Origin of the sequence: Streptomyces sp. NPDC005423 (assembly GCF_040606415.1) — a bacterium.
Classification (GTDB): Bacteria; Actinomycetota; Actinomycetes; order Streptomycetales; family Streptomycetaceae; genus Streptomyces.
The window spans coordinates 1-21,592 of sequence record NZ_JBEXET010000034.1 but is presented as its reverse complement, the minus strand read 5'-3'; the positions used below and the strand labels follow the sequence as shown (position 1 = coordinate 21,592).

General features: G+C 70.2%; 25 protein-coding genes. 19 read left to right on the top strand and 6 right to left on the bottom strand.

Annotation, left to right across the window (positions count from 1 at the left end):
* Window positions 1-36: 36 nt before the first annotated feature.
* The 13 genes from ABZT12_RS28560 (at window position 37) to ABZT12_RS28500 (ending at window position 10,915) form a co-directional block, all read left to right on the top strand.
* Window positions 37-879, top strand: coding sequence for a winged helix-turn-helix transcriptional regulator (locus ABZT12_RS28560; RefSeq protein ID WP_356389808.1), 843 nt, complete (start codon window positions 37-39; stop codon window positions 877-879).
* A complete protein-coding gene (locus ABZT12_RS28555) occupies window positions 876-1,394 on the top strand; it encodes a regulator (protein ID WP_356389806.1) in 519 nt (172 codons plus the stop codon). The genes ABZT12_RS28560 and ABZT12_RS28555 overlap by 4 nt, the downstream gene beginning before the upstream one ends.
* The gene (locus ABZT12_RS28550; RefSeq protein WP_356389804.1) at window positions 1,391-2,626 is read left to right on the top strand and encodes an MFS transporter; all 1,236 of its coding nucleotides are present in this window, start codon (window positions 1,391-1,393) and stop codon (window positions 2,624-2,626) included. The genes ABZT12_RS28555 and ABZT12_RS28550 overlap by 4 nt, the downstream gene beginning before the upstream one ends.
* 36 nt (window positions 2,627-2,662) lie before the next feature.
* Complete coding sequence (locus ABZT12_RS28545) at window positions 2,663-2,965, top strand: hypothetical protein (protein ID WP_037723534.1); 303 nt, start codon at window positions 2,663-2,665, stop codon at window positions 2,963-2,965.
* Window positions 2,966-3,017: 52 nt separating this feature from the next.
* Entirely contained in the window at window positions 3,018-4,271 is a 1,254-nt protein-coding gene (locus ABZT12_RS28540; RefSeq protein ID WP_356389802.1) for an ATP-grasp domain-containing protein, read from the top strand.
* On the top strand, window positions 4,268-5,431 hold the full coding sequence (locus ABZT12_RS28535; protein ID WP_356389800.1) for an MFS transporter: 1,164 nt from the start codon (window positions 4,268-4,270) through the stop codon (window positions 5,429-5,431). Before ABZT12_RS28540 ends, ABZT12_RS28535 begins: the two co-directional genes overlap by 4 nt.
* The gene (locus tag ABZT12_RS28530) at window positions 5,428-6,081 is read left to right on the top strand and encodes an HAD family phosphatase (protein WP_356389798.1); all 654 of its coding nucleotides are present in this window, start codon (window positions 5,428-5,430) and stop codon (window positions 6,079-6,081) included. The genes ABZT12_RS28535 and ABZT12_RS28530 overlap by 4 nt, the downstream gene beginning before the upstream one ends.
* Window positions 6,082-6,123: 42 nt before the next feature.
* Window positions 6,124-6,984, top strand: coding sequence for a DUF317 domain-containing protein (locus ABZT12_RS28525; protein ID WP_356389796.1), 861 nt, complete (start codon window positions 6,124-6,126; stop codon window positions 6,982-6,984).
* A gap of 30 nt (window positions 6,985-7,014) precedes the next feature.
* The gene (locus ABZT12_RS28520; RefSeq protein WP_356389794.1) at window positions 7,015-7,503 is read left to right on the top strand and encodes a hypothetical protein; all 489 of its coding nucleotides are present in this window, start codon (window positions 7,015-7,017) and stop codon (window positions 7,501-7,503) included.
* A 156-nt stretch (window positions 7,504-7,659) separates the two neighbouring features.
* Window positions 7,660-8,349: a DUF317 domain-containing protein gene (locus ABZT12_RS28515; RefSeq protein ID WP_356389792.1), complete on the top strand. Its 690-nt coding sequence runs from the start codon at window positions 7,660-7,662 to the stop codon at window positions 8,347-8,349.
* A gap of 33 nt (window positions 8,350-8,382) precedes the next feature.
* Window positions 8,383-9,387, top strand: coding sequence for a SpaA isopeptide-forming pilin-related protein (locus ABZT12_RS28510; protein ID WP_356389790.1), 1,005 nt, complete (start codon window positions 8,383-8,385; stop codon window positions 9,385-9,387).
* Between the two features lie 285 nt (window positions 9,388-9,672).
* The gene (locus tag ABZT12_RS28505) at window positions 9,673-10,089 is read left to right on the top strand and encodes a GFA family protein (protein WP_356389788.1); all 417 of its coding nucleotides are present in this window, start codon (window positions 9,673-9,675) and stop codon (window positions 10,087-10,089) included.
* A 295-nt stretch (window positions 10,090-10,384) separates the two neighbouring features.
* Window positions 10,385-10,915: a hypothetical protein gene (locus ABZT12_RS28500; RefSeq protein ID WP_356389786.1), complete on the top strand. Its 531-nt coding sequence runs from the start codon at window positions 10,385-10,387 to the stop codon at window positions 10,913-10,915.
* Between the two features lie 765 nt (window positions 10,916-11,680).
* On the opposite strand, the gene ABZT12_RS28495 is transcribed toward ABZT12_RS28500, so the two are convergent.
* Window positions 11,681-13,006, bottom strand: a complete 1,326-nt coding sequence (locus tag ABZT12_RS28495) for a hypothetical protein (RefSeq protein ID WP_356389784.1) — start codon at window positions 13,004-13,006, stop codon at window positions 11,681-11,683.
* Between the two features lie 141 nt (window positions 13,007-13,147).
* On the opposite strand from ABZT12_RS28495, the gene ABZT12_RS28490 reads away from it, so the two are divergent.
* Window positions 13,148-13,387, top strand: a complete 240-nt coding sequence (locus tag ABZT12_RS28490) for a hypothetical protein (RefSeq protein WP_356389782.1) — start codon at window positions 13,148-13,150, stop codon at window positions 13,385-13,387.
* A gap of 68 nt (window positions 13,388-13,455) precedes the next feature.
* Entirely contained in the window at window positions 13,456-14,637 is a 1,182-nt protein-coding gene (locus ABZT12_RS28485) for a hypothetical protein (protein ID WP_356389781.1), read from the top strand.
* A 224-nt stretch (window positions 14,638-14,861) separates the two neighbouring features.
* On the opposite strand, the gene ABZT12_RS28480 is transcribed toward ABZT12_RS28485, so the two are convergent.
* The 4 genes from ABZT12_RS28480 to ABZT12_RS28465 all read right to left on the bottom strand — a co-directional run bounded on the left by ABZT12_RS28480 (window position 14,862) and on the right by ABZT12_RS28465 (window position 18,067).
* Window positions 14,862-15,794, bottom strand: coding sequence for a phosphotransferase (locus ABZT12_RS28480; protein WP_356389780.1), 933 nt, complete (start codon window positions 15,792-15,794; stop codon window positions 14,862-14,864).
* Window positions 15,794-16,126 (bottom strand): DUF296 domain-containing protein, encoded by a 333-nt coding sequence (locus ABZT12_RS28475; RefSeq protein ID WP_356389779.1) that lies wholly within the window; start codon window positions 16,124-16,126, stop codon window positions 15,794-15,796. Before ABZT12_RS28475 ends, ABZT12_RS28480 begins: the two co-directional genes overlap by 1 nt.
* A 253-nt stretch (window positions 16,127-16,379) precedes the next feature.
* Complete coding sequence (locus ABZT12_RS28470; RefSeq protein ID WP_356389778.1) at window positions 16,380-17,234, bottom strand: sugar nucleotide-binding protein; 855 nt, start codon at window positions 17,232-17,234, stop codon at window positions 16,380-16,382.
* 20 nt (window positions 17,235-17,254) lie between these two features.
* On the bottom strand, window positions 17,255-18,067 hold the full coding sequence (locus ABZT12_RS28465) for a class I SAM-dependent methyltransferase (protein WP_356389777.1): 813 nt from the start codon (window positions 18,065-18,067) through the stop codon (window positions 17,255-17,257).
* A gap of 512 nt (window positions 18,068-18,579) precedes the next feature.
* Here ABZT12_RS28465 and ABZT12_RS28460 point away from each other — a divergent pair.
* From ABZT12_RS28460 to ABZT12_RS28445, 4 genes are all read left to right on the top strand, one after another.
* The gene (locus tag ABZT12_RS28460) at window positions 18,580-18,933 is read left to right on the top strand and encodes a DUF317 domain-containing protein (RefSeq protein WP_356389775.1); all 354 of its coding nucleotides are present in this window, start codon (window positions 18,580-18,582) and stop codon (window positions 18,931-18,933) included.
* Between the two features lie 104 nt (window positions 18,934-19,037).
* Window positions 19,038-19,328 (top strand): hypothetical protein, encoded by a 291-nt coding sequence (locus ABZT12_RS28455; RefSeq protein WP_356389773.1) that lies wholly within the window; start codon window positions 19,038-19,040, stop codon window positions 19,326-19,328.
* Between the two features lie 15 nt (window positions 19,329-19,343).
* A complete protein-coding gene (locus ABZT12_RS28450) occupies window positions 19,344-20,165 on the top strand; it encodes a DUF317 domain-containing protein (RefSeq protein WP_356389771.1) in 822 nt (273 codons plus the stop codon).
* A 135-nt stretch (window positions 20,166-20,300) separates the two neighbouring features.
* Window positions 20,301-20,723: a hypothetical protein gene (locus tag ABZT12_RS28445; protein ID WP_356389769.1), complete on the top strand. Its 423-nt coding sequence runs from the start codon at window positions 20,301-20,303 to the stop codon at window positions 20,721-20,723.
* Between the two features lie 57 nt (window positions 20,724-20,780).
* Here ABZT12_RS28445 and ABZT12_RS28440 read toward each other — a convergent pair whose 3' ends face one another.
* Window positions 20,781-21,476, bottom strand: coding sequence for a hypothetical protein (locus ABZT12_RS28440; protein ID WP_356389767.1), 696 nt, complete (start codon window positions 21,474-21,476; stop codon window positions 20,781-20,783).
* Window positions 21,477-21,592: the final 116 nt, after the last annotated feature.

Here is a 21,592-nt window from a genome sequence, read left to right as displayed (position 1 = left end):
AGGCGATCCCCCTTCATTCACCCAGGAGTTCCTCCCTTGGCCATCACCGCTCTGCCCCCTGACACCGACGCCGACATCGCCCGGGTCACCGAGGCCCTCGCCATGATCACCCCGCGCTGGAACGTGAGGATCCTGCTGGCACTCTCCGGCCCGCCGCTGCGTTACAGCGAGCTGGCGGCCAAGGTGTCCTGGCTGCAGAACGGCCAGCTCCACCCCAAGCTCAAGTCACTGTGCGACGCCGGTCTTGTCGAGCGCACCGAACACACCGCACGGCATGTGACCTACGGCCACACCGAGCGTGGCGTGGCCCTGCTGCCGGTCCTGCCGGTGATTGTCACCTGGGCCGAGGAGCATCTGGAGAAGGCGGACCGCCCGCTGCCCGCGATCGAGCAGATCGAGGACAGCCTCACCCTGCTCACCCGGCGGCACGCCGCCGCCATCCTGTGGGTGCTGAAGTCCCGCGAGGAGGTCAGCGGGCGGGCCCTGGCCCGGATCGTGATGCCCAGCAGCGACTGGACCAACGTGTACCCGCCGCTGCGGCAACTCGTCGCCGACGGCCTGGTCGACACCGACGGCATCGGCATGCCCTACCGGCTGTCCGCGGCGGGCGACGGCCTGGGCCCCGTTCTGGGCGCCCTGTCCGCGTGGTCCGCCGGGCAGCCCCTCAACCAGGCGGCTCAGCACCCGGTCTGGGGGCACCCGCAGGCGAAGCCCGCGCCGAGGGCGTGGGTCAGCAGCCAGTCCCGGCCGGCCCCCGCAGCGCTCCCGCAGGCCCGGCCGGGTGAGTCCTCTCCGGCATGGCACAACCGCGATCTCTTCTCCCATGCCACGACCGCCCGTCCGAAGGCGGCCATCCAGGCGGGAGGTCCGCGCCGATGACTACCTTCTTCACCCCTGCCGAAGTACGTAACGCTGTCGAGCTGCTGGCGTCGCGTTTTTTGATCCGCCTGGTCACCGAGATCGACGACAACGGGGCGATACCGACGCGGCGGCTGGCCGGTACCCTGCCCGACCTCTCCTCACACCAACTGCGCCGCGCGACCGAGACGGCCCGCGCCCACGGTCTCGTCCGGGTCGTGCCCGGCGCCGGACTGGAACTCACCGAGTCCGGCTCGGAGTTGGCCGACCTGTACGACGCGGTTGCGCGCTGGGCCCGACGCCACGCCTACCCGGCCCCGGTCTGCGAGTTCAGCGGTCGCATCCGACACGTCCTCGACCTCCTGGCGCCCTCGCTCGCGACTGAGCGCGCCGGCGGCTTCGCGCGGCCGTCCGCCGGGCGCCTGCCCAGCGCCGAGGCCGAGGGGGACCTTGCTCGTCCCCGCGCTCTGCTGATCCAGTGGCTGGCCGACAACCCCCAGGTCACCCGGGTGCCCGAGCCCGAGCCGGTCGCGTGAGCGCAGCGGTTACACCCCGGCATGCAGGCAACACCGCCGGGCTGATGCGCAGCATCTACCTGCCGCGCACGGCGGACGCTCTCGCGTTCGCGATGTCCACCTACGGCATCCCGCTGCTGGTCCTGGCCACCACGCGCTCCGCCGCACTGACGGGCGCCGCATTCGCTCTGGAGTGGATTCCGCGTCTGGCGGCGTTCGGGTGGGCCGGATCGATCGTCGACCGGCGCGGGGCGGCCGTCGTCTTCCACCTCGCCTCCCTGGGCCGCGCGCTTGCCCTCGCCGCCGGCGCGGTCCTGCTCCACCTCCACCCGTCCGGCACCGTGGCGAGCGCCACCGTGATGCTGCTTGCGGCGACGACCGGCGTGCTCACCGAGTTCAGTTACATCGCGGCCGAGACCGCGGGCGCCGTCGCAGGACGCCGGGCGGGGGCGCGGGCCCACCGCGTCCAGGCCGTCCTGCTCGGCATCGACCAGACCGCGACCCTGGCCGGCCCGGCCCTCGCAGGGGTACTCCTGCTCGCCGGGCCGCCGCCGATGCTTGCGGTGATCACCGTGCTCTCGCTTCTCGCCGCGCTGCTCGCCCTGCGCACACCCCCCTCGCCCGTCGCCCCGGCCCGTTCGCCGAAGGGGCAGACCGGCGCCGGACTCCTCACCGGGTGGCGCACCATCCGCTCCCTGCCTGCGCTCGGCTGGCTCGTGACCGGGCTGACCCTGTCCAACCTTGCCACCGGGCTCTTCCAAGCGGCCGGTCCGGTGATCGTCGTCAAGCACTTCGGGCAGTCCACCACTGCCGTCGGCCTGGTCTGGTCCGCCGCTGCAGCGGTCACCCTCTTGGCCGTCACCATCTGCCGGTTCGTGCTCGACCGCCTGGGCCTGTGGCCGGTCGGGGCCGCCTGCGCGACTCTCGCCTCGCTCGCCTGTCTCGCCGCGGCTCAGGCCCCCGACTACCTGTCCTACCTGGTCCTGGTCGCGGTCCTCATGGCGGCAGACGGCGGCATGACGGTCGTCCTGCGCACCCTGCGCTCCCGCTTGATCCCACCGGAGCAGTTCGGCAGCACCCTGTCGGCGACCATCCTCATCCTCCTGCTGCCCTTCCCCGTCGCTGGCGTACTCACCGCGCTCACCCCGCCTGACGCGCTGGGCCACGTCATCACCGCCTGCGCCGCCCTGCAGGCCCTCGGCCTGTTCTGCGCCTTCGCCCGCCTGCGCACCGATCCCGCCCTGCGCACCTGACCCTGCCGCGCTTTTCCCCAGCCTGTGGAGAACCTCATGCCCACCGCCGTCCTCGGGACGAACCGCGCGAGCGGTCGCACCATCACCGAACAGTTCCACGCCTTCGACGCGCACAACCCGCACGTCTACCGCGCGCTGGAACGCATGGCCGCCCGCCGCCTGGCCGCCGGTGCCACACGGGTCAGCTTGAAGGACCTCTTCGAAGACCTGCGCCGCCAACTCCCGTACGGCGTCGCCGGACTGAACAACAACTTCACCGCCCTCTACGCCCGCCGCCTGATCGACGATCACCCCCACTGGGCGAGCGTGTTCGAGCTGCGCCGCCGCCGTGCCGCCTGAGACACCCCTCTCTCCTCGCGTCCTGTCGTCCACCGATACGGAGAACCTCTTCTTGTCCGCTCGTCCCCTCGTGCTCCTCGTTTCCCCCGGCGACGAGACCTATCGCGGCTACTGCCTTGAGCAGGTGGCTGCCGCGTACGACGTCGTCCTGCTCACCGGCGCCGAGCCGTCGTGGGAGAAGCCGTTCATCGTCGACCACGCCGTCGTCGACCTGACCGACCCCGCGGCACTGCTTGCCGCTGGCTGGGCCTTGGCCGAGCGCCACGACCTCGCCGGCGTGGTCACCTGGGACGAGTGGAACCTCGTCCCCACCGCCCGCCTCGCCCGCGCGCTCGGTCTGCCCTCGCCCTCCGTCGAGGTGATGCGCGGCTGCCGCAACAAGGCCACCGCCCGTGCGCTGTTCGCCCGCCACGGGGTGCCGTCGGCCGCGTCGATGACGGCGCGGACCCTGCTGGAGGCGCACGCTGCGGCGATGACCCTGGGCTACCCGGCCGTCATCAAGCCCGCCGCGCTGGCCGGCAGCATCGGCGTGATCCGCGTGGACCGTCCCGAAGAACTGCCCGCTGCGTTCGGTTTCGCCTCGGCCGGCGCGATCCGCAGCCGCGAAGACACCGGCGTCCTGGTCGAGGAGTACCTCGACGGGCCGGAAGTCTCCGTCGAGTGCGTCACCCACCACGGCGAGACCACTGCGGTCGCAGTGACCCGCAAGCACCTGGGCCCCGCCCCGTACTTCGACGAGACGGGCCACACTGTCGATGCCACCGACCCGCTCCTGGCCCAGGTCGCCCCCGTCGCTGCTGCTGCGGTCAGGGCCCTGGGGATCACCGACGGCGTGCAGCACGTCGAGATGCGCCTCGTGGACGGCCGGCCCCGGCTGATCGAGGTCAACGCCCGGATCGGCGGCGACATGATCGGCCACCTCGTGAGCCTCGCCACCGGCATCGACCTCGCCCGTGCCGCCGCCGACATCGCCTGCGGCCGTGCCCCGGACCTGATGCCCACCCGCAGCCAGGCCGCGGCGATCCGCATCATCTACCCCGCCTACTCCGGCACCCTCATCGCCTGCCGCGTCACTGACCCCACCGGGGGAGTGGAGCGCGTGCGTTTCCAGCGACAGCCCGGAGACCAGCTCGTGCTGCCCCAGGACGGCGGCGACCTGTACACCTCACGCATCGGCTTCCTGATCGCCACCGGCCCGACCGGTGCCGTCGCCGAAGCCCGCGCCCAGCAGGCGTACCGCAACCTCGACGTCCAGGTTGCTCCCATCCCGCAGGCGGCCCTGACCACCAGGGAGCACGCGGCGTGAACCTGATCGCGGCGCCCGAGCTGGCGCGCAGCCGCCGACTGCTGACCGGGTACTTCGCCGGACTGGGTGTGGTGATGGCCGTCTTCGGTGCCCGCATGCCCGCCGTCCAGCACACAGCCGAGGTGAGCACCGGCGGGCTCGCCCTCGTCCTGCTGGCCGCCGCCCTCGGCATGGTCGCCGGGCTCCAGGCGAGCGGACGCCTCGCCCACCCGGCCCGCCTGCCTGCATTGCTGACCGGCGGCGCCATCGCGCTCGCCGCCTGCCTCGCCGTTCTCGGGGGCTGCCGCAGTCTGGAGAGCCTCCTGGCGGCGGCGTTCGTCTTCGGCGTCGCGCACGGCGTCCTCGACGTCGCAGCCAATGCCGCAGCGGTCCGCTGCCAGGACGCACACGGACGCCCCATCATGGGTCGGCTGCACGCGAGTTACAGCTTCGGCGCCCTCACCGGCGCCGCGCTGGCCGCGGCCACCGCCCACACCGCGCACACCGTTCTGTTCACTGGCGTCGCCGTCAGCGCCGCCGTGGCGGCAGGTGCCACGACGGCGCTGACCCGGACTCTCGCTAGCTCTGGACTCGAGCCCGTCCACAACCCTGCTGCACAGGGTTCGGCCGAACGCGTGGGGTTGTCCCGGCCCCGGTTGTGGCTGCTGGGCGTGCTGGCGGCGGCAACCCTGCTGGGCGAGGGAGCTGCTGCCGACTGGACCGCCGTCCACCTGCACGACCTCGGCGCGACCGCCGCGACCAGCGCCGCGGCGTACGGCCTCTACAGCGCCGCCATGGCCGCAGGCCGCCTCGCCGGAGACCGGCTCACCGCCCGCTTCGGCGCTCCCGCCGTCGTGCGCACCGGCGCGGTCCTGGCCGCGCTCGGCCTCGCCACCGGACTGGCAGGCTCCACCATCGCTTTCGCCCTGCTCGGCTGGACGGCCTTCGGCCTGGGGCTGTCCGTCACCATCCCCAGCCTGATCACCGCCGCCGGCGCAGGCGGCCCCCGCGCGGTCGCCAACGTCGCGGTCACCGGCTACGTCGGCCTGCTCGCCGGCCCAGCCCTCATCGGCGCCCTCGCCACCGTCACCGCGCTGCCACACGCGCTGCTGTTGCCCGCCCTCCTCGCAGCCGCCGTCGCCACCCTCGCCCCCAAAGCCCTGGAGAAAACGACCCCTTGACCCGCACCTCCGCCTCCCCGACCGGCGTGGACGCCCTGATCCTCGACTACAACGGCGTTCTGGGACTGCAACCCACCAACGCCATGTGGACCCGTCTCGCCGACCTTGCTGAGTGGCCCCACCGACACCTCGCCTCCTTCCAAGAAGCCTTCTGGGCACCCCGAAACGCCTACGACGCAGGCGAACTGAGCGATCTCGCCTACTGGGCCAAGGTGCTCGGCCACCACCCCGGCCCGCGGTGGCTGCGCACCCTCCGCGCCTCCGACACCGCCATGTGGACCCGCACCGACCCGCGCGTCCTCGACATCCTGTACCGCGCCCGCGCCGCAGGGCTGCCCATGGTGCTGCTCTCCAACGCCCCGGCCCACCTCAGCAACGTCCTGGACGCCACCGAATGGCGGCGCGAGCTGATGACCGACGCCCTGTACTCCGCCCGCCTGGGCCTGTGCAAACCCGACCCGGCCGCGTACGAACACGCCCTGGCCGCCACCGGCGTCACCGACCCCGGGCGCGTGCTCTTCGTCGACGACCGCGAAGACAACTGCCTGGCCGCCGCCGAGCTGGGCCTGCGCACCCTGCACTACTCCGGCCAACCCGCCGACCTGGAACAGCAGTTGCTGCCCGCCCCGGCCAACAACCGCTGTTCCTGACCCGCATGCCGCGCCACCCACCACCCCGACCCCAGGACTTTCGTGCCCGACACCGAAGAGCTCGACGGCGACGTCTACGTCTCCCCCCGCCATCTCGCCTCCACCACCGGGACCGGCGATCCCGCCCTCGCGCCTCTCCTCGACCTCGGCTGGGACCTCCGGTACGACGAGGACTCCAACGTGTACCTGAGCGCTCCCGATCGGCGTATTCGCCTGGGATACCTGCCCGAGGGTGAGGATGACGGGCTCTGGCGCATCAACGCCTACAAGGACTCGTTCGGACCGCCGGCGTGGGGGGTTTGTTTCAACGACCGCGTCCCCACCGAGTTCGTGCAGGCGTTCACCACCGTCCTCGCCACGGCGTACGAGCAGGGGCCGGACACCTACCTCGCCCGGCCGGTCTCCGGGAACGACGAGCACGACCCCTTCCTCGCCGTCGTCCCCCTCCTGAAACGGGGCTGGGAGATCGACCGCCCGCGCTGGGGCGTCTTCGCGGTCCAGGCCCCGGACGGACTCGCCGGCATGGAGTTCACCACCGGCGACCTCGATCCCGAAGCCGAGCTGACGACGCGGGACGCCCGCTGGCAGCTGTGGGCGGGCAAGTCCATCGACCGACCCGTCTGGTACGCCACGGCCAGCACCGACACCCCCGTCGCCCTCCTCACCGCCGTCACCCAGTGCGTCGCCGATCCGGCACCGCTGCCCCGGTGGCGCGACGCGACCTTCAGCTACATCAAGGGCATGGCCCAGCTCACCCCGATCCTTCCACCCGGACCGCCGACCCCCACCCCACTCGACGTGCAGCGGGCCGTCGCGTCCCGCCGCCCGGCCGCCCTGCCCGCGGCCAGCGTCCCGCGCTGGAGCACCACCAGCCGACCCGCCCTGCCCGGTCCACGCCGGTAGGACCATCCCGCCCCCTCCCGGAGACCCCTCTTGTCCCTGCAGGCTCCCGAGTTCTTCGCCGAGCTGTGCCTCCCCTTCCACGACCACGCCATCGTGGGCAACACCTACTACGCCGCCCCAACCCCGGGTGCGCCCCTGCGGATGCGGATCGACTTCAGCCGCACCATCTACGCGGACACCTACGGCGGCCTGCGCCTGGCGGTCGTCCATCCGGACCGCGGCGAGATCGACGCAGTCGCCCTCAGCTTCCTGGACCACGGCACATTCCACCGCCGCGACGAAGCCACCAACACCCGGCCGAACACCAAGCAGTACGGCACCTTCGACACGTACCACCGCCCCGGCCGGCCACCGTGGGAGGGCGCCGTCACCACCGGGTTGCGCGACGCCATCGAGCAGTACACCGCCGTCTGGTTCCCCGGCGCCTGGACCGCGTCCGCGCCGAACTGCACCGCGGGCCGGACCGCGCCCACGGTTCCCGCCGTGCCCGTCGCCCGCAGCGGCGCCCGCGCCCGCTGATCCGCGCTTGTTACCGCCAGCCCCGGCGTTCCGCACTCTTCCAGCAGGAGCCCTGCCCGTGATGACCCACCCCTTTGAGAACCTTGAACCGGCCCAGGCCGTGCAGGTCCTTCCCCGCCACCTCGCCGGGCCCGGCGCCGCCGACCCTCGCGCTGTATGGGCCTTCCCTTTCGACGAGGGCTGGCCGTTCGCTCAGACCGACGCAGGCACGGCCGCGGCTTCAGCCCGTGCCTGAGACTGCAGACCACCTACGACCCTCAGCCCGACAAGACAGACAAGGGCACGTGGACGATCAATGCGCACCGGGCCCCGTTCTCCGCGCTGGCCTGGCAGATCACGTTCGACGCCACCACCCCCGTGGAGCTGCTGCACGACGTTCATGCCGAGTTGCTCGACCTCTACCTCGAAGACCGGCACAGCGACCAAGACCGGCTGTTCGAGGACGAGACGGCGCCGCACGAGGCGTACGCGCCGCTCCTTGCCCGCGGCTGGAGCCACGACGTCAAGACCGACGGCACACAGACCTTCCTCACCCCGGAAGAACTCGGCGGCGTACGCCACCGATACGCCATCAGCGGCTCCAGCGGACCGGCCTGGCGGTCCTGGGGCGGATACCCCAGCGAGCCGCACTGGACGGCACGCTTCTCCATCGGCACGCCCACCACACTCGTCGCGGCCTTCACCGCCTCGCTCATCTCCACCGAGCCACTGCACCGCACCGTCCAGGACGTCCCCGTCCACACCCGCCGCGCCCTCTACCTCGCGACCACGACAGTCAAGCAGCTGCACGGCAACACACCTGTTGCCCCGCCGCCTCCCGCTTTGGTCTCTGGTCGAACCCGATGACCTTCCCCCCTTGATCAAGGAGTCCTCCTCCTCGTGCACGCACCTTTCGTCAGATCCGCCGCCGTCGCCGTCCTGGTGACCGGCACCCTCGCCTGGGCACCGGCCGCGAGCGCCCAGCCCTCCGAACCGGCCCCCTCGGCCTCCGCCGCCCCCGCCGCGACACCGGCCCCGGACGCAGGCAGCGTCGAGATCACCACCAAGGACACGGCCGGGGACGCGTTCCCTGGCGCCGTGTTCCTGCTGCTCGACTCCGCCGGCCAGGAAGCTGGACGCGGGAAGACCGACGCACAGGGGAAGCTGACCTTCCCCGACCTCGCCCCGGGCGTCTACCGGCTCAAGGAGACGGCTTCCGGCAGCGCACTGCACGACACGGTTGACGACCAGGACGTGATCGTCACCCCCGGCACGGACACGCCGCTGACGATCGTCGTTCCGTTCAAGGCCGCCTCGGTCCTGCTGAAGGCCAAGGACGACAAGACCGGCAAGATGCTGGCCGGATCCACGGTCAACATCGGCAGCGGCGACAAGATCATCCTGACGCTGACTACCGGCTCCGACGGCACCGCCAGCGGCAAGCTGACCATCAACTCCCGTACGGGCAGCGACTTCTGGGTCAAGCAGGTGAAGGCACCCGCCGGCTACGACATCTACAAGCCCTCGAAGGCGTTCAAGGCCAAGCCTGGCGATCCTGTGACCGTGACCGTCACCAACGCCAAGAGTGCCACCACCCCGCCGCCCACAGAGAAGCCAACCGGCAAGCCCACCGAGAAGCCGAGCGACAAGCCCTCCCCGGCCAAGCCCGGCAAGGACGAGGACGTGCCGGTGCCGTCCGCCTCGGGTACTCCGACCTCCGACGAGACCGCGTCGGGCTCCGCGGCGCCCGCTCCCGCTGGCTCGCTCGCGCACACCGGCGCCGACGCCACCCCGTGGCTGATCGGCGGCGCCGGAGTCCTGATCGCTGCAGGCGGAGGCACCCTCGTCGTGGCCCGTCGCCGGCGCCCGGACAACTCCACCGACGACGGCTCCACCGCGAGCTGACCTCGCCCGCGGTACTCCGCAAAGCCCCCGAATCATTCCTCCTTCGATTCCGGGGGCTTTGTCGTGGGCGTGTCCGATGCGAGCGGAGGCGGGGCTGCACCTGCTGCCCGCGCGTGGTTTTCGCGTAGTGCGACGCCCGAACCGTGAAGGTTCGTACGGATATTCGCCTTCAAGAGTGGACTCGGCATCGTGTTGGGGTCGGCTGGTGCCGAACACCAGTGTGATGGCGCGGGTGCGGCACACTGCCTCCGGTATCAGCTTTCCCGCACCAGAGGAGCCGTCCCTATGGCCGAGCGAATCGTCGTCCCCGACCTGTGGAGTGGGCGCTGCCAGTGTGGTGATCACGTGTACGAGGCGTCCGGCATCCCGGATGATCCCCACTTGTGCTCGTGCGAGCACTGCACGCGGCTGTCCGGTTCGCCGGCGATGGCATGGGTCGGGTTCCACAGGGACGCCCTGAAGTGGACGGGCCCGGCAGGAGAGCCGACTTACTTCTCCACTTGGCCGACGCTTTACCGAGGATCCTGCCAGCGCTGCCGCACTCAGCTCACCTCCGTCGCCGACGGCTCGGACATGATCATGGTGACGATCTTCAGCCTCACCCGCAGCGCCGAACTAGCTCCGGTCGGGCACAGCTACCGCGAAGCGGCGGCACCCTGGATGACCATCTCGCTCGCGCCCGACCCGCAACGCCGCACGTGACGGTCTGCGGCTGGCCTCCACGGATGACTCACGCGCGGATGGGACTGGCGGATCTGATAACCGACCCCCACGACGGTGACCACCACTCATGCCGACATGCCGCCGTGATGTGGTTCGAGCCCTGTGCTGGCCCCGATGACGGCCGCCGCTTCTACGCGTGCGATGGGCACGCGGGGCTGTTCGCCCGGAGCGTGGCTCTGGCGTCGGCCGCAGGCGGAGAGGTCGTCTGAGAGAGGCTTTCCGTGCTCCCCGCCCTACTGTGGAAGGGCAACGATCTCTCCTGGGAGCACAACGAGTGACAGCGTCAATGGAGCGGCTCTGCGACTGGGTCGTCAATAAGGACAAGGTCTGGGTCCACGGCGACCGGATCACCGACGGTCACGTCGCTCTCGACATGCGCCTCACCCCGGGGCTCGACCCTGGCGAGATAGGTCGGGATGGGCAGTGGGTCCTCCGTAAAGCGCAGCCCTCACGCTGGGTGGCTGAGCAGCACCCCGACCTCTCAGACGTCATTCCGGACCCGGCCGACGGCTCGGACTGGAGCGAGGTCGTCTGGTCGACCTGGGTGACCCGGGGCCTGCGTATCGGCGCGCTACGGGGCGCAGCGGTGGCCGTGGACCACGGGTGGCTCTCGCGCCTCCAACCCGGCTTCCGGATCGAGGGGGCTCCCGGACAGGGGATCCTGCGGATCGTGACCAAGAAGCCAGAGCCGTCGCTGCTGTGGGGCGGTGCCGTTCACCGAACGGTGGTCGGTGTCGTGATGCCCACGTCGATCGAGGGTTCGGGTGCGGTCCTTGAGGCCATCGTGCAGGACCTGAACGTCTAGGTTTACCGGGTGAACGAGCGGCCTCAGTTTCCAGGTGATCCCTCCGACCTGTACCTGCGCATCTACTACGACGACGAACTCTGGGACACCCCCGCAGGCCGACGCGCTGGAGCGATGGAGCGTGTCCGTCCTGCACCGTCGGCGTGTGCACGACGGAGGCCAGGGGCCGGCGGCCACGAGCAGCTGCGTCACCGTGGAGTGCCCCGCGTGCACGGTCGAGGACGGCACCGGGGGGTCGATGACGTTCTACCGGGTGCACCTCGACCGCGGCCGAAATGCTTACTGGGCTATGGAGCAAGAGTCGGAGGAGCTGTACGAGACCGCCCAGGTCCTCCTCGATCCCGAGACGGGCTCCTTCACCAGCGAAGTCAGCGAGCTGCTTGAGTACGTCGGTTCCGGGCTGCTCGTCGTGGACCGGGTGACCTTGGATCCACCACGGCGTGGGCACGGCCTGGCGGCCGTATTCGGCTGTGAGGCAAACTCGGCGGATTTGCAAATACCTCCAGCGCCCGCCCACCGCGAACAGTGTCGCCTTCGGCGCACTGGAGGACGCGAGCGGCATGGTTAGCCTCGTCTTCTCCCCCACCCGTGTGGGAACGCTGCCGCCCCATCCTGCTTGAAGCCTCCGTCGTCCTCCTGGACGGGCACGTGGAGCGGTCGTACGGCGCGGTCAACGTCATCGTCCACCAGGCCGAGGCCATGGCGGTAGCGACGGCATCCCGCCCCCCTCCCCGACGGCGATAGACCCGGGCGGGACTTCTCACGTCAGGGCGAGGCGGCGACCGACCGGGGAGCCATCAGGTCGGCGAATGGGGTGCGCACGTCGGGCGTCGTCAGCGGACTGATGTCGGCGCCGGCGTCCCGCGCGGCTCGGAGGACCGTGACGAGGTCTCCGCTGGCGATGGTTTCCACGGGGCACTGCTCGCACTCTCCGGTCCGGGCATGCCCGTTTGCGGCAGTCGACGCGGCGCGCGCGTGTGCGAACACCTCGGCCGGGCCGTCGGCGCGGACCGCGTACCAGGATCCCTGCTGCTCCGCGGGCAGGAGCGCCGCGGCGACGCCTGGGTACATCGGAAGGTGGATGCGGTCGTCGTGGACGCGGATCACGAAGACCTGGTCCAGGCTGTCGCAGCTGTCCGGCTCGGGCCCTTCCTGCTCAAGCCAGGCGATGGCCTGCGTGCGGCTGCCGGGGCCCCACAGGTACTCCGCCGGAAAGTGCGTGGTGGCGTTCCGGGCGTCGTACTCCATCAGATTGGGATCCTCTCGCTCCCCGGGCCAGAAGACCGCGCGCACGAGTACGAAGGTGAATCCGTCCTCCTCCTCTTGCTCCTGCTCGTCGGCGAGCTGGGCTGCGTGCCCGGCCCTCACGGAGCCGGTGGTGGTGTTCCACCGGATGGCGACCACGTCGCGCGGGATCGGTGCCGGGTAGAGCCGGCCTCCCGGCGTCGCGTGGCCCCACAAATGGTTGATGATCTCCGCGAGGTCGGACAGATCCCTGTACACGTCGACGGGAGTGAGGAGGTGGAACATGCCGTGGGCGGTGACGTTCCGCAGGTTCTTCTTCGCCCTCTCGATACCGCGGTTTCGCTGGCCACGCAGCAGGCCCTCGCGCCGCGCCCACTTCAGCAGTCCGTCGAGCATTCCGTTGAACGGGGCCCAGGTGTTCGAACTGCCCATCCGGATCTCGGGCTTGCGGAGCCTCTTGTACTGATCGTGGAAGTCTGCATAGCTGGTGTAGGCGATCTGGCGCTCGCTTCCTTCCTGGTTCCGGGCGGTGATGGTGCCGTGGTGGTGGGCGGCGAACCGGTCCCGCAGCGCCTGCTCCAGCGTCAGCTTGGCGGCGTCCGAGACCAGCGTGAACAGGTCGTAGCACAACAGCCCGTGGGCGTAGCCGGCGCACAGCTGCTCGAACTTCTGGCAGGTCGTCTGTGCCACGTCGTCGGCGAGGACCAGGTTGCTGATCAGACGCTGCTGATAGTCCGCGGCGTCCTGGGGCCGCATGGGTCCGCCGAGCCCGAACGGCGTGAAATGCAGGACGCGCGGGTCCACGGCCTGGAGCGCGGCGAGGGGGTCGTTGGTCGTCGAGGTCACCGGTGCGGCCCTTCAGATGTGAATGTGGCGAACCTAGAAGGATCGGGCAGGGAAGGGGACCGCGCAACCCGATTGGTTCGGCTCGCCGACCACGGACGGGAGGGACCGGCCTTGCCGTGGCCGGACGTAGGGTCCTTCGACGTGACCGCTATTTCGTTCGATGACCTGATCGACCTGGAGCGCGCTGCCGTCGAGGCGAACGACGCGGTCAAGGACCTGCCCTACAGCGCGGAGTCGTGGAAGCCCTGGTTCGACGCCTCCGCGGAGTTCCAGATGAAGGTGACGGCGTACGCAAAGGCGGAGGGCAAGGACCGGGTCTCGGTCGAGATGGACGTGAAGAAGGCTGTCCGGCACCCGGTGACGATCGGGGATGCCGCGTAGGCCAGCGCGTTGCAGGGTCCTACGGAGCCAGAGTCCGCACCGGCGGACGGCGGCCATAGGCTTCCCCCATGAGTACGGTGCGTGCCCGGGTGTGGCGTTTCACGGTTGAGAAGGGCATGGCCGGCGCCGAGGCTGTCCAGGCCGTCGAGATCGGACAGGGCTCTCTGCCGGTGTCGTTGGCTGCTGTGGTCAACATCAACGCCCTTGCCTGCGACCTGCGCAAGACGGTCGATCAGCGTGTGCGCGATCACGAGATCAGCCTCCTGCTCAGCTATATCGCCGGCAGCCCGGGTACAGGCCCGCTCGGGGTCGACTGCCCCGCCCTCGACTCCAGCTCCCTCCACATCCGGCGTTTCGTCAGCGAGTGCACCGGCCTTGGGGTGATGACCGCGGTCAGCGAGGCCCTCTTCGACTGGGAGCCAGGGGCCAACGGTCTCAGCAGCTTCGACATCCTGCCCGGGAAACTAGTCGGCACCTACGCGAAGAAGGGTGTGCGGCCGGACCTGCTGTACGACCTTGCCGCCGGTCCGCTCGCCGGAGAGGCGCGGGGCCGCCGCCGCGACCACCAGCAGATGTTCCCTGCCGGCAGAGGCACCCAGCCACAGAAGGCACGCCTGGAGAAGCTCGCGCAGTGGTCCGTCGACCACGACGATCACGCCTACTTCATGAGCTGGGTCTGGCTCGGCACGGGCGGCGTCTACGTCGATATCTTCCTCCCCGACGACTCCCCGGCCACGGCCGGGCTCAGCACTGGGTGGATCGACACGCCGGGCGGCGCAACTCCCTGGCGATTCCGTGTTCCCCGGCCCGATCCCCGCCGACGCCCGAACCTGGAACCGGAGGAGCCCCTCCTGAACTGGCCTGATGACATACCCGAGTCCAGCGGTGAGGGTCCGGCCGATGGAGCTGGCGCCTACCACGAGGCGGCGATCAGGCGGGCCGAACCGCTGGTCGAGGCAGCCATGAACCGGTCCTTCGGCCGTGAGGACACACTCGGCACGTTCTCCGGCGTTGAGGTCCGCGGCCGGTGGATCCGCGGCGATGCTGTCGGCCCGGCACGCCAAGAGGCGCTGCTCGGCGTCCTGGGAGAGCGCCTGCCCCTGGACCACAGGGCCCAGCGCCGTCGGCTGGACTCTCCAACGGCTGACCGGCTCGACGTGTTCCTCGAAGGCCGCCTCCTCACCATCGTGCATCCGGTCGACAGCCCGCGGCCGAGCTGGGACCGGATCCAATCAGAGTTGCTGGAGTAGACAGGCCGCAGGTCCGGCCCGACGTCGCGAGGCTCGCGGAGGCGGTCAAACGCCCATAAAACGGTCAGGGCCGCCTGCGGCCAGGAGACCTGGATTCAGTGGGCCCGCCGCACGCGCGTCGCCCTCCGTCACTCCAGCGAGGGCAGCGTAGACGCTGCTGCGGCCGGGCAGGAGTTTCTCCGCGCACGCGACGAAGCGCTGGTCGGGGCAGGACGAGTGAGGTGTCAACGCAGGCGGTAGCCGAGGAGGGCGAGGCCGGCGGCTGCCGCGCGGCGTTGGTAGGCGCGCAGTCCGGGGGCGCCGGGGGGCGAGGGCTTGCGGGCGTTGCGGTGCCAGTGGCCGGTGAGCGCAGCGAGGAACGCCGTGGTGGTGTCGGGACTGCTGGCGGTGGCGGGGTGGTCACGGAGCAGACGGGATATGTCTGCGGGCGCGTGTCCGGCGAGGACGAGCTGCGGCGCGAGGGAAGCGGCATCGATACAGGCCGGGCCGGTGGTGGCGTGCGCCCAGTCCACGAAGGTCACACCCCGGTCGTGGTCGCGGACCATGTTGTCGGCCCGCAGGTCGCCGTGGACGATGCGGGTGCCGCAGGCCAGGGCGGGCCAGGTCGCTTCCAGTTCGGCGAGCTGCGGCAGGTGGACGCGGGCGGCGGGGGCGAGGTCGTCCGGCGGATCAGCGGCGAGCTCGCCCCAGCCGTGCAGGGCCGCCGTGGAGGGTACGGCGCTCACCGCCGCGGTGTACGGCGCGGGGGCGGGGCTGGAGGTGAGCTTGGCCAGCAGGTCCCAGGTCTGTTCGGCGTCGCCGGAGGCCGCAGAGAGGTCCGGGTGGGGTCCGTCGAGGTGGGCGATGACGATGGCGGTCCAGTCGGCGGCGCGGTGGATGCCCAGCAGGTCCGGGGCCGGAGCGCCAGGCGGCAGAGCGTCGAGGACGGCTGCCTCGTAAAGGTTGGCGGCAGTGAGCGGGTCGTCGTCGGGGGCGGCCTTGACGAAGACCCGTCGGCCGCTGTCCAGGCGGAGGGCGGCGGCGAGCTGGTGGCCGAAGCCGCCGCCCGGGGTGACCGCGTCGGTGACGGGTGCGCCGAGGGCGGTTTCGAGGCGAGCGCGCAGCGGCGGGGGGACGTCAATCCATTGCAGACGGCCGCTGGTGGGCGGTACAGGCATTAGGCGATGGGGATGGCGTAGGCGCGTGCGAAGTGGGTGCCGACGACGGCTTCGTGGAGGTGTCCGGCGATGGCGCGGTCGCCTTCGACGCCCATGACGACGTGGAGGTGGACAAAGCCGTTGCGGATCTCGCCGGTGTCGGTCATCTCGCCGGGCAGGTCGTACTTGGTGATGTTGTCCTTGAGGGCGTCGCCTTCGGGCATGGTCGAGACGGTGAAGGAGTCGGCGGCCCCGATCAGGGAGACGATCGCCGCATCGGTGATGCCAGCCTCGGCGGCCTGGCGGCTCAACCCGTCGACTAGCTCACCGGAGAAGACTTCAAAGACGATCATGCGGGACTCCGTCCGACCATGGGGCTCAGCCAATGTAGTCGGGAGCAGCTCTCGGTCGGGCAGCCCTGCACACGGCCGTCATGTACCCAGGGCTTCGGCGTAGGCGGTAGGGGGACGGAGTCAGCAACATCGCCGCTGGCCTCCGCCACGACGATCGAAACCCGAGCCGACCCCTTCAGCTCCCCGGGCTCACATGATCACGAAACAGACGTCAGCAGACTTCGCCGAAGCCCTGCGCGCTGACCTGCGGTGACTAACTTGATTGGCAAGGGTATTGGTGAGGCCGTCCCGGGGCGAGGAACTGGTGCGCGCCGCGCAGCGTGGTGCGCAACTTGCGCTGTGTTGAGCGGCTGTCGAGGCGGATGTCGAGGGGCCCGGGAAGGGTGCTGTCGGCCCGTAGGCCGGTGGGCAGTCGCGATGCGTCGAGTCCGTCGCGTCGGGCGATGAGCACGCCCAGCTCGTGCCGGCTGAGAGCCTGGTTCCCGCCGAGGTGGTGGACGCCGGTCGTGTCGCCCGACGCTAGTTCGAGGAGCGCTGCGGCCAGATCGCTCGCGTGGACCGGGCATCGGAAGTCGTCTGTGAAGAGGACGCCTTCGCGGGTGCCGGTGGCCAGTGCGTGGACGGTGCGTTCGTGCTCGGACTGTCCGTCGCCGATGATCAGCGAGGTGCGGGCCACGGCGGCGTCCGGATGGAGCAGAAGCACCGTTTCCGCGGCGGCCTTCGCCGCTCCGTACGGGGTGATGGGGTCGGGCCTGCAGTGTTCGTCGTAGGGAAGGTGGCTTTTGCCGGAGAAGACGGCGTCGGTGGAGACCTGGATCATTCTGCTTCCGGCCTTCGCCGCGGCGATCGCGAGGCGGACGGGTCCCTCGGCTGTGACTGCCCAGTCGGCCCCGCCGCTCGATGCATTGACGATGACGCGAGGGTTCACCTCGGCCACGACCGCTTCCACGCTCCCTGGATCCCGCAGGTCGAGGCTGCGCCAAGTAACCCCCGGAGCACTGCCGGCCCTGGTCGTATAGGTCGCGGCCGTCGGACGCCCCGCCGACACAGCTTGCCGGACCAGCTCGGTGCCCAAGAACCCGGACCCACCCACGATCAGCAGCGTCATGAGGCGACACCCTAGACCGGTCAGGGCCCGGTGACGGCGAGAATGTGGGCAGAGGCGTCGGTGAGGGCCGCGTGCGGTTCCGCGATGCGGGCCGCAGCGAGGGCCGCCTCGTACATGTCAGTACCCATGAGGTTGGCGCTGGTGTACTTCTCGATGGCCTTGACCGCCACCCAGCCGGGTCCTTCGATTCCGTAGAGGCGGGGATCGGTAAGACCGGCCTCCGTGACCTCCGCACGCAGCTCGGTGGAGGTCTGGAAGTAGGCGACGGTGAAGCCGCGCTGTCCGGCGTAGCGGCCCTCGGCCAGGGTGTCACGGACCCCGTCCTGGATCGCGGACTCGGTGATTCCGGTGGTCGCGATGTAGTCGAGGAGGGGTGAATAGCGGGAGATCGCCGCTGCGGCGATGAGTCCGCCAGGCCGGGCCACGCGGGCCGCCTCCGTCAGCGCGGAGATCCGGTCGGTCTTGTCGTGGAGGTGGTAGAGCGGGCCGAGAAGCAGAACGACGTCGTACATCCTGTCCGAAGCGGTGAGGTGGCGGGCGTCGCCCAGCTCGGCCGTCACGCCGTCGATGGCGGCTGCCTGGGTGACGTGCTTGGGGACGGGGTCCACGACGTGCACCGTGTAGCCGTCGTCGGCCAACCACCGGGCGTGCGTTCCGGGACCACCGCCGACATCGAGCACGCGGGCCGGTGCCGGTGGGAGGTGGCGGCGCAGTAACTCGCGAGTGCGCGCGAACTCCAGGGTGCCTGTGGCAGTGGTCTGCAGCCGTGCGGCTTCGTCGGACCGGGTGTAGAAGTCGATGATCTCCGGGCGCACGGCGGGGCTGCTCGTCATCGGGATGTCCTCGTCAGGAGGGGCTGTCGGTGTCCGGCAGGGTAGGGGAGACAAGGAAGTGATCACTTTGATTTTCGGAGCCCTGCGATGGTCCGGCCCCCACCGCCGCTGCCACAGAGCCCGGCTCATTGTCCAGCGTCAGGTTCATGCCGTAGATCAATTTAGATGTGCAGTCCGCTATGAGAATATATGGCGCGGTTTTTGAGAACCTACAGCTGACAACAGACAGCAGTTGTCCTTGGACAGTGAATCCAGTCGTCCGCCCCGCGCTGACCTGCGGCGACTAACTTGATTGGTAAGGGCGTTGGTGAGGCCGTCCCCGCTCACCAACGCCTTGACCTGCGACGACTGCGTGGGATGGCAAGGAACTCCACGGACTGGGTTCGATGTCGGCAGACAGCAGTTCGCCGGGGGCAGACAGGAAACATCGCGGAAAGACTGGCCAACGGCTGCGAGGGCATGTCAACGTAGACGACCTTGCAAGAAAGCCCAGGTCAGAGAGGTGATTGCCTGTGACCGTAGCCCCTGCGGGCCCCGGTTTCTCCACCACCGTCGAAGCCCTGCGACTACGCGAGTGGCAGCTCGGCCCCGGCCAGCCCACGCTGGTCATGGACCAGTTCTCCGCGGAGGACTTCCACCTGATCGTCGATGATCGTGCGGACGTGCACATCAGCTCGAAGGACGGCCGGTTCTACCTCGGCTGGTTCCCGCTCGGACGCCCCGGCACGGACGGCGAGGGATGGAAGATCGCCGTCACCGGCACCGCCAAGGTCCGTGGCTACCACCTGTCGTTCGATACCGAGACGCCGGCGGACACCGTCGCTGCGGTCGTAGCGCGCGTGCTGGAGACCTCACGCCGCCTCTGACACGCGGGCACCGACAGGAAGTGTCCGCCCTGCGATCGGCTGGCTGTACCGACCGCCGAACCGTTCCATCGCTCCCCCTTTCCTCGTACCCCAGGAGGCTGTTCGTGACGTCCTCGGAGATGACCGTCGGCGATCTCATCGACCTGCTGTCCGGCTGCGACCGGAGTGCTCCGGTCCGCCAGGCCATGAACCCGTTCTTCCCGATGGCTCACCGCTTGGCGCAGGTCCTGCAGTCGGTGGACGAGACCGGCCGGACCGTCGTCTACCTCGCCGAAGGACCGGACCCGGACGCACAGCTCGGCCACCTGCCGCCCGAGGTCGCCATCGCCCTGACGTGGCAGGGCCCCGTTCAGGCGCCCCCGCGCCGCCCCCGCCGCCGCGCCGACGGCAACTAGACCCGCACCGACCCCTTGGAGGCGCCCCTGTACCCCGACTTTCCGCCCGACCCGTCCGCCTCGCGTGGCGGCCAGCCCGCGTTCTGGGTCGGCCCCCGGTACCTGGCCGGTGATGATGGGCGCCTCTACGACGTGGTCGCCGACACGCTTGCCGGCCTGGGCTGGACAAGCCTGACGATTGTCCGCGGACGGCACGAGCTGGACGAGGCACCGGAGGACCGCCAGGTCTTGCGCAGCACCGTCCTGCACATCAGCCCCGACTCCCTGCGCTGGGCCCAGTGGAGTCTGGCGGATGAGCCGTTCCACCTGGGAGAGCTGCCGATCGCCTGGCAGATCTCCGCACGCGCCGAGGCGAGCAGCCCGCTCGCCCAGTGGTCGGCCTACTTCACCCGCGACATTCCCGGCGAGGCGGTGGCCGACTTCCTCGTCGCGCTCGACGCCCGCGAGCAGCCTGCCTTGCCGCTAGCCGGATCCGAGTTGGTCCTCGATGCTGTCGCCGTCCACGGATGGTTTCGCGACATTGACCAGCCCCAGGCGGCAGCGACAGATCCGACGTTCACCTCGCACATCAGCCTCGGCGAGGTGCCGCGCCTCATCCAGGACGCCGACCCGCACGTCCTGGAGGCCGAGGCCGACGAGACGGGACCGGCCGGCTGGCAGGCGTGGGCCGAGCCTGCGCTCGGCTCACCGTGTCTGTGGGCGGCTTCCTTCGCCGCCAGCGTCCCGCACGATCTCGTCGCCACTTTCGCCGGCTCCCTCAGCTCGACCGCACCGGTTCTGCGGCGGGTGTTGCCCGAGGCCACCCAGGAGCGTCTTCTGCGCGCGCCGGCCACCTAACGTCCCGTGCGCAACTCTTGGTGATCGCAGTCCGGCACCCTCCCAGTTGAGGGGTGCCGGACTTTCTTGCTTCTCGGGTGAAGTGGTCGCTCGGTCTTCGATGCCTAGGATGGTTTGCCGCCCTGCGATGGAACGATGCAGGATGCGGCAATGCCCCCCAGCCCCGGCGCTCTTATGGCCATCGCTTTCATCGTCGCCGTGACGATCGCGTTGACGGTCCATTCACGCCGCAAGCGCACGGTTGCCCTCGCGGCGCAGTGGCAGGCATTCCAGCAGCACCGAAGTTCCGGGCAAGGGCAACTCCTTCAGGTCACGCGGGTCTACCAGCACGGACGCCGTGGCTCAAAAGCCGTCGTGACTTGGTGCGACACCGGTCGGCAACAGGACGCCTGGTTCTGGAACTGGCACGTTCCCGTAGGCGCTTACCTCCTCGTCAACGCCTCCAGCGGCTACGGGCCGCACAGCCACAACCCGAACGTGCTCTACGTACAGCCCGGCCAGGTGCGAGCCTGGGTACCAGGCCAGGCTGCTCGCGCTGCACAACGCGCTGGCCAGTAACGCACTGCTGCCTCCGACCCACGGGGGTCGGAGGCAGCAGCGTGACGGGCAGGCAGGTCAGCTCGTTGCCGTGACCTTGGCGAGGGCCTTGTTGAGGTGGCGGTCGACGAGAGCTGGGGAGCCAGAGACGATCAGCAGCAGACTGCCGTCGCGGACCGCGGTCTGCTTGACCACGGTGCTCCGCCCTCCGGTGGAGAACGTCAGGAGCTGGCTCCACTGCTCGTCACCGAGGTCGTGGGGCGCGGGCAGTTTCTGCGAGGCCACGTCGACTGGGGTGCCGCCCGCGACGACCTGATAGGTCGGGCAGCCGGTCATCGCGTCGAAGATCTGGGCGACACCGTCGGAGAGTTTCTTCGCGCTGTCGCTGTACAGCTCCTCGGAGATCTCCGAGGAGCTGCCGCCGTAGGTGAAGTCTGCCTTCGCCTTGTGCGGGAAGGAGAGCGTGCCGCCGGTCGCTGCGTTGCCGCCCAGCTCACGCAGGGCCGGGCAGCCGATGACGGTGACGTCGTCGTGCTGGGCCGGACGCTCCGGCTCGGGCAGGTAGCCGCTGCCGAGGTCGCTCTGGTCGAGCAGGCGCGACTCGAGCGCGGCTGAGGAGAGCGAGGCCGGCTTCTGGACGGCGTCGGCCGGCTTGTTCGTCCGGGCGGAGGAGGGGGTCTGGTGCTTGGCCCCGGTGGTGTCGGTGGAGCAGGCGGGCAGGGCGAGGAGGGCGGCGGTGATGCCGAGGGCGGTGGTGGCGACGCGAACGCGCATGACGGAACTGACCCCTTGGTGCTAGTGTCCTGCGCCAGTAGTTGATCGTTAGTAGTGGTATGACTTCTGCTGCTGGTGCGTCAGTTCCTCGTCGGGGCCCGAGGCTGGAGCCGTTG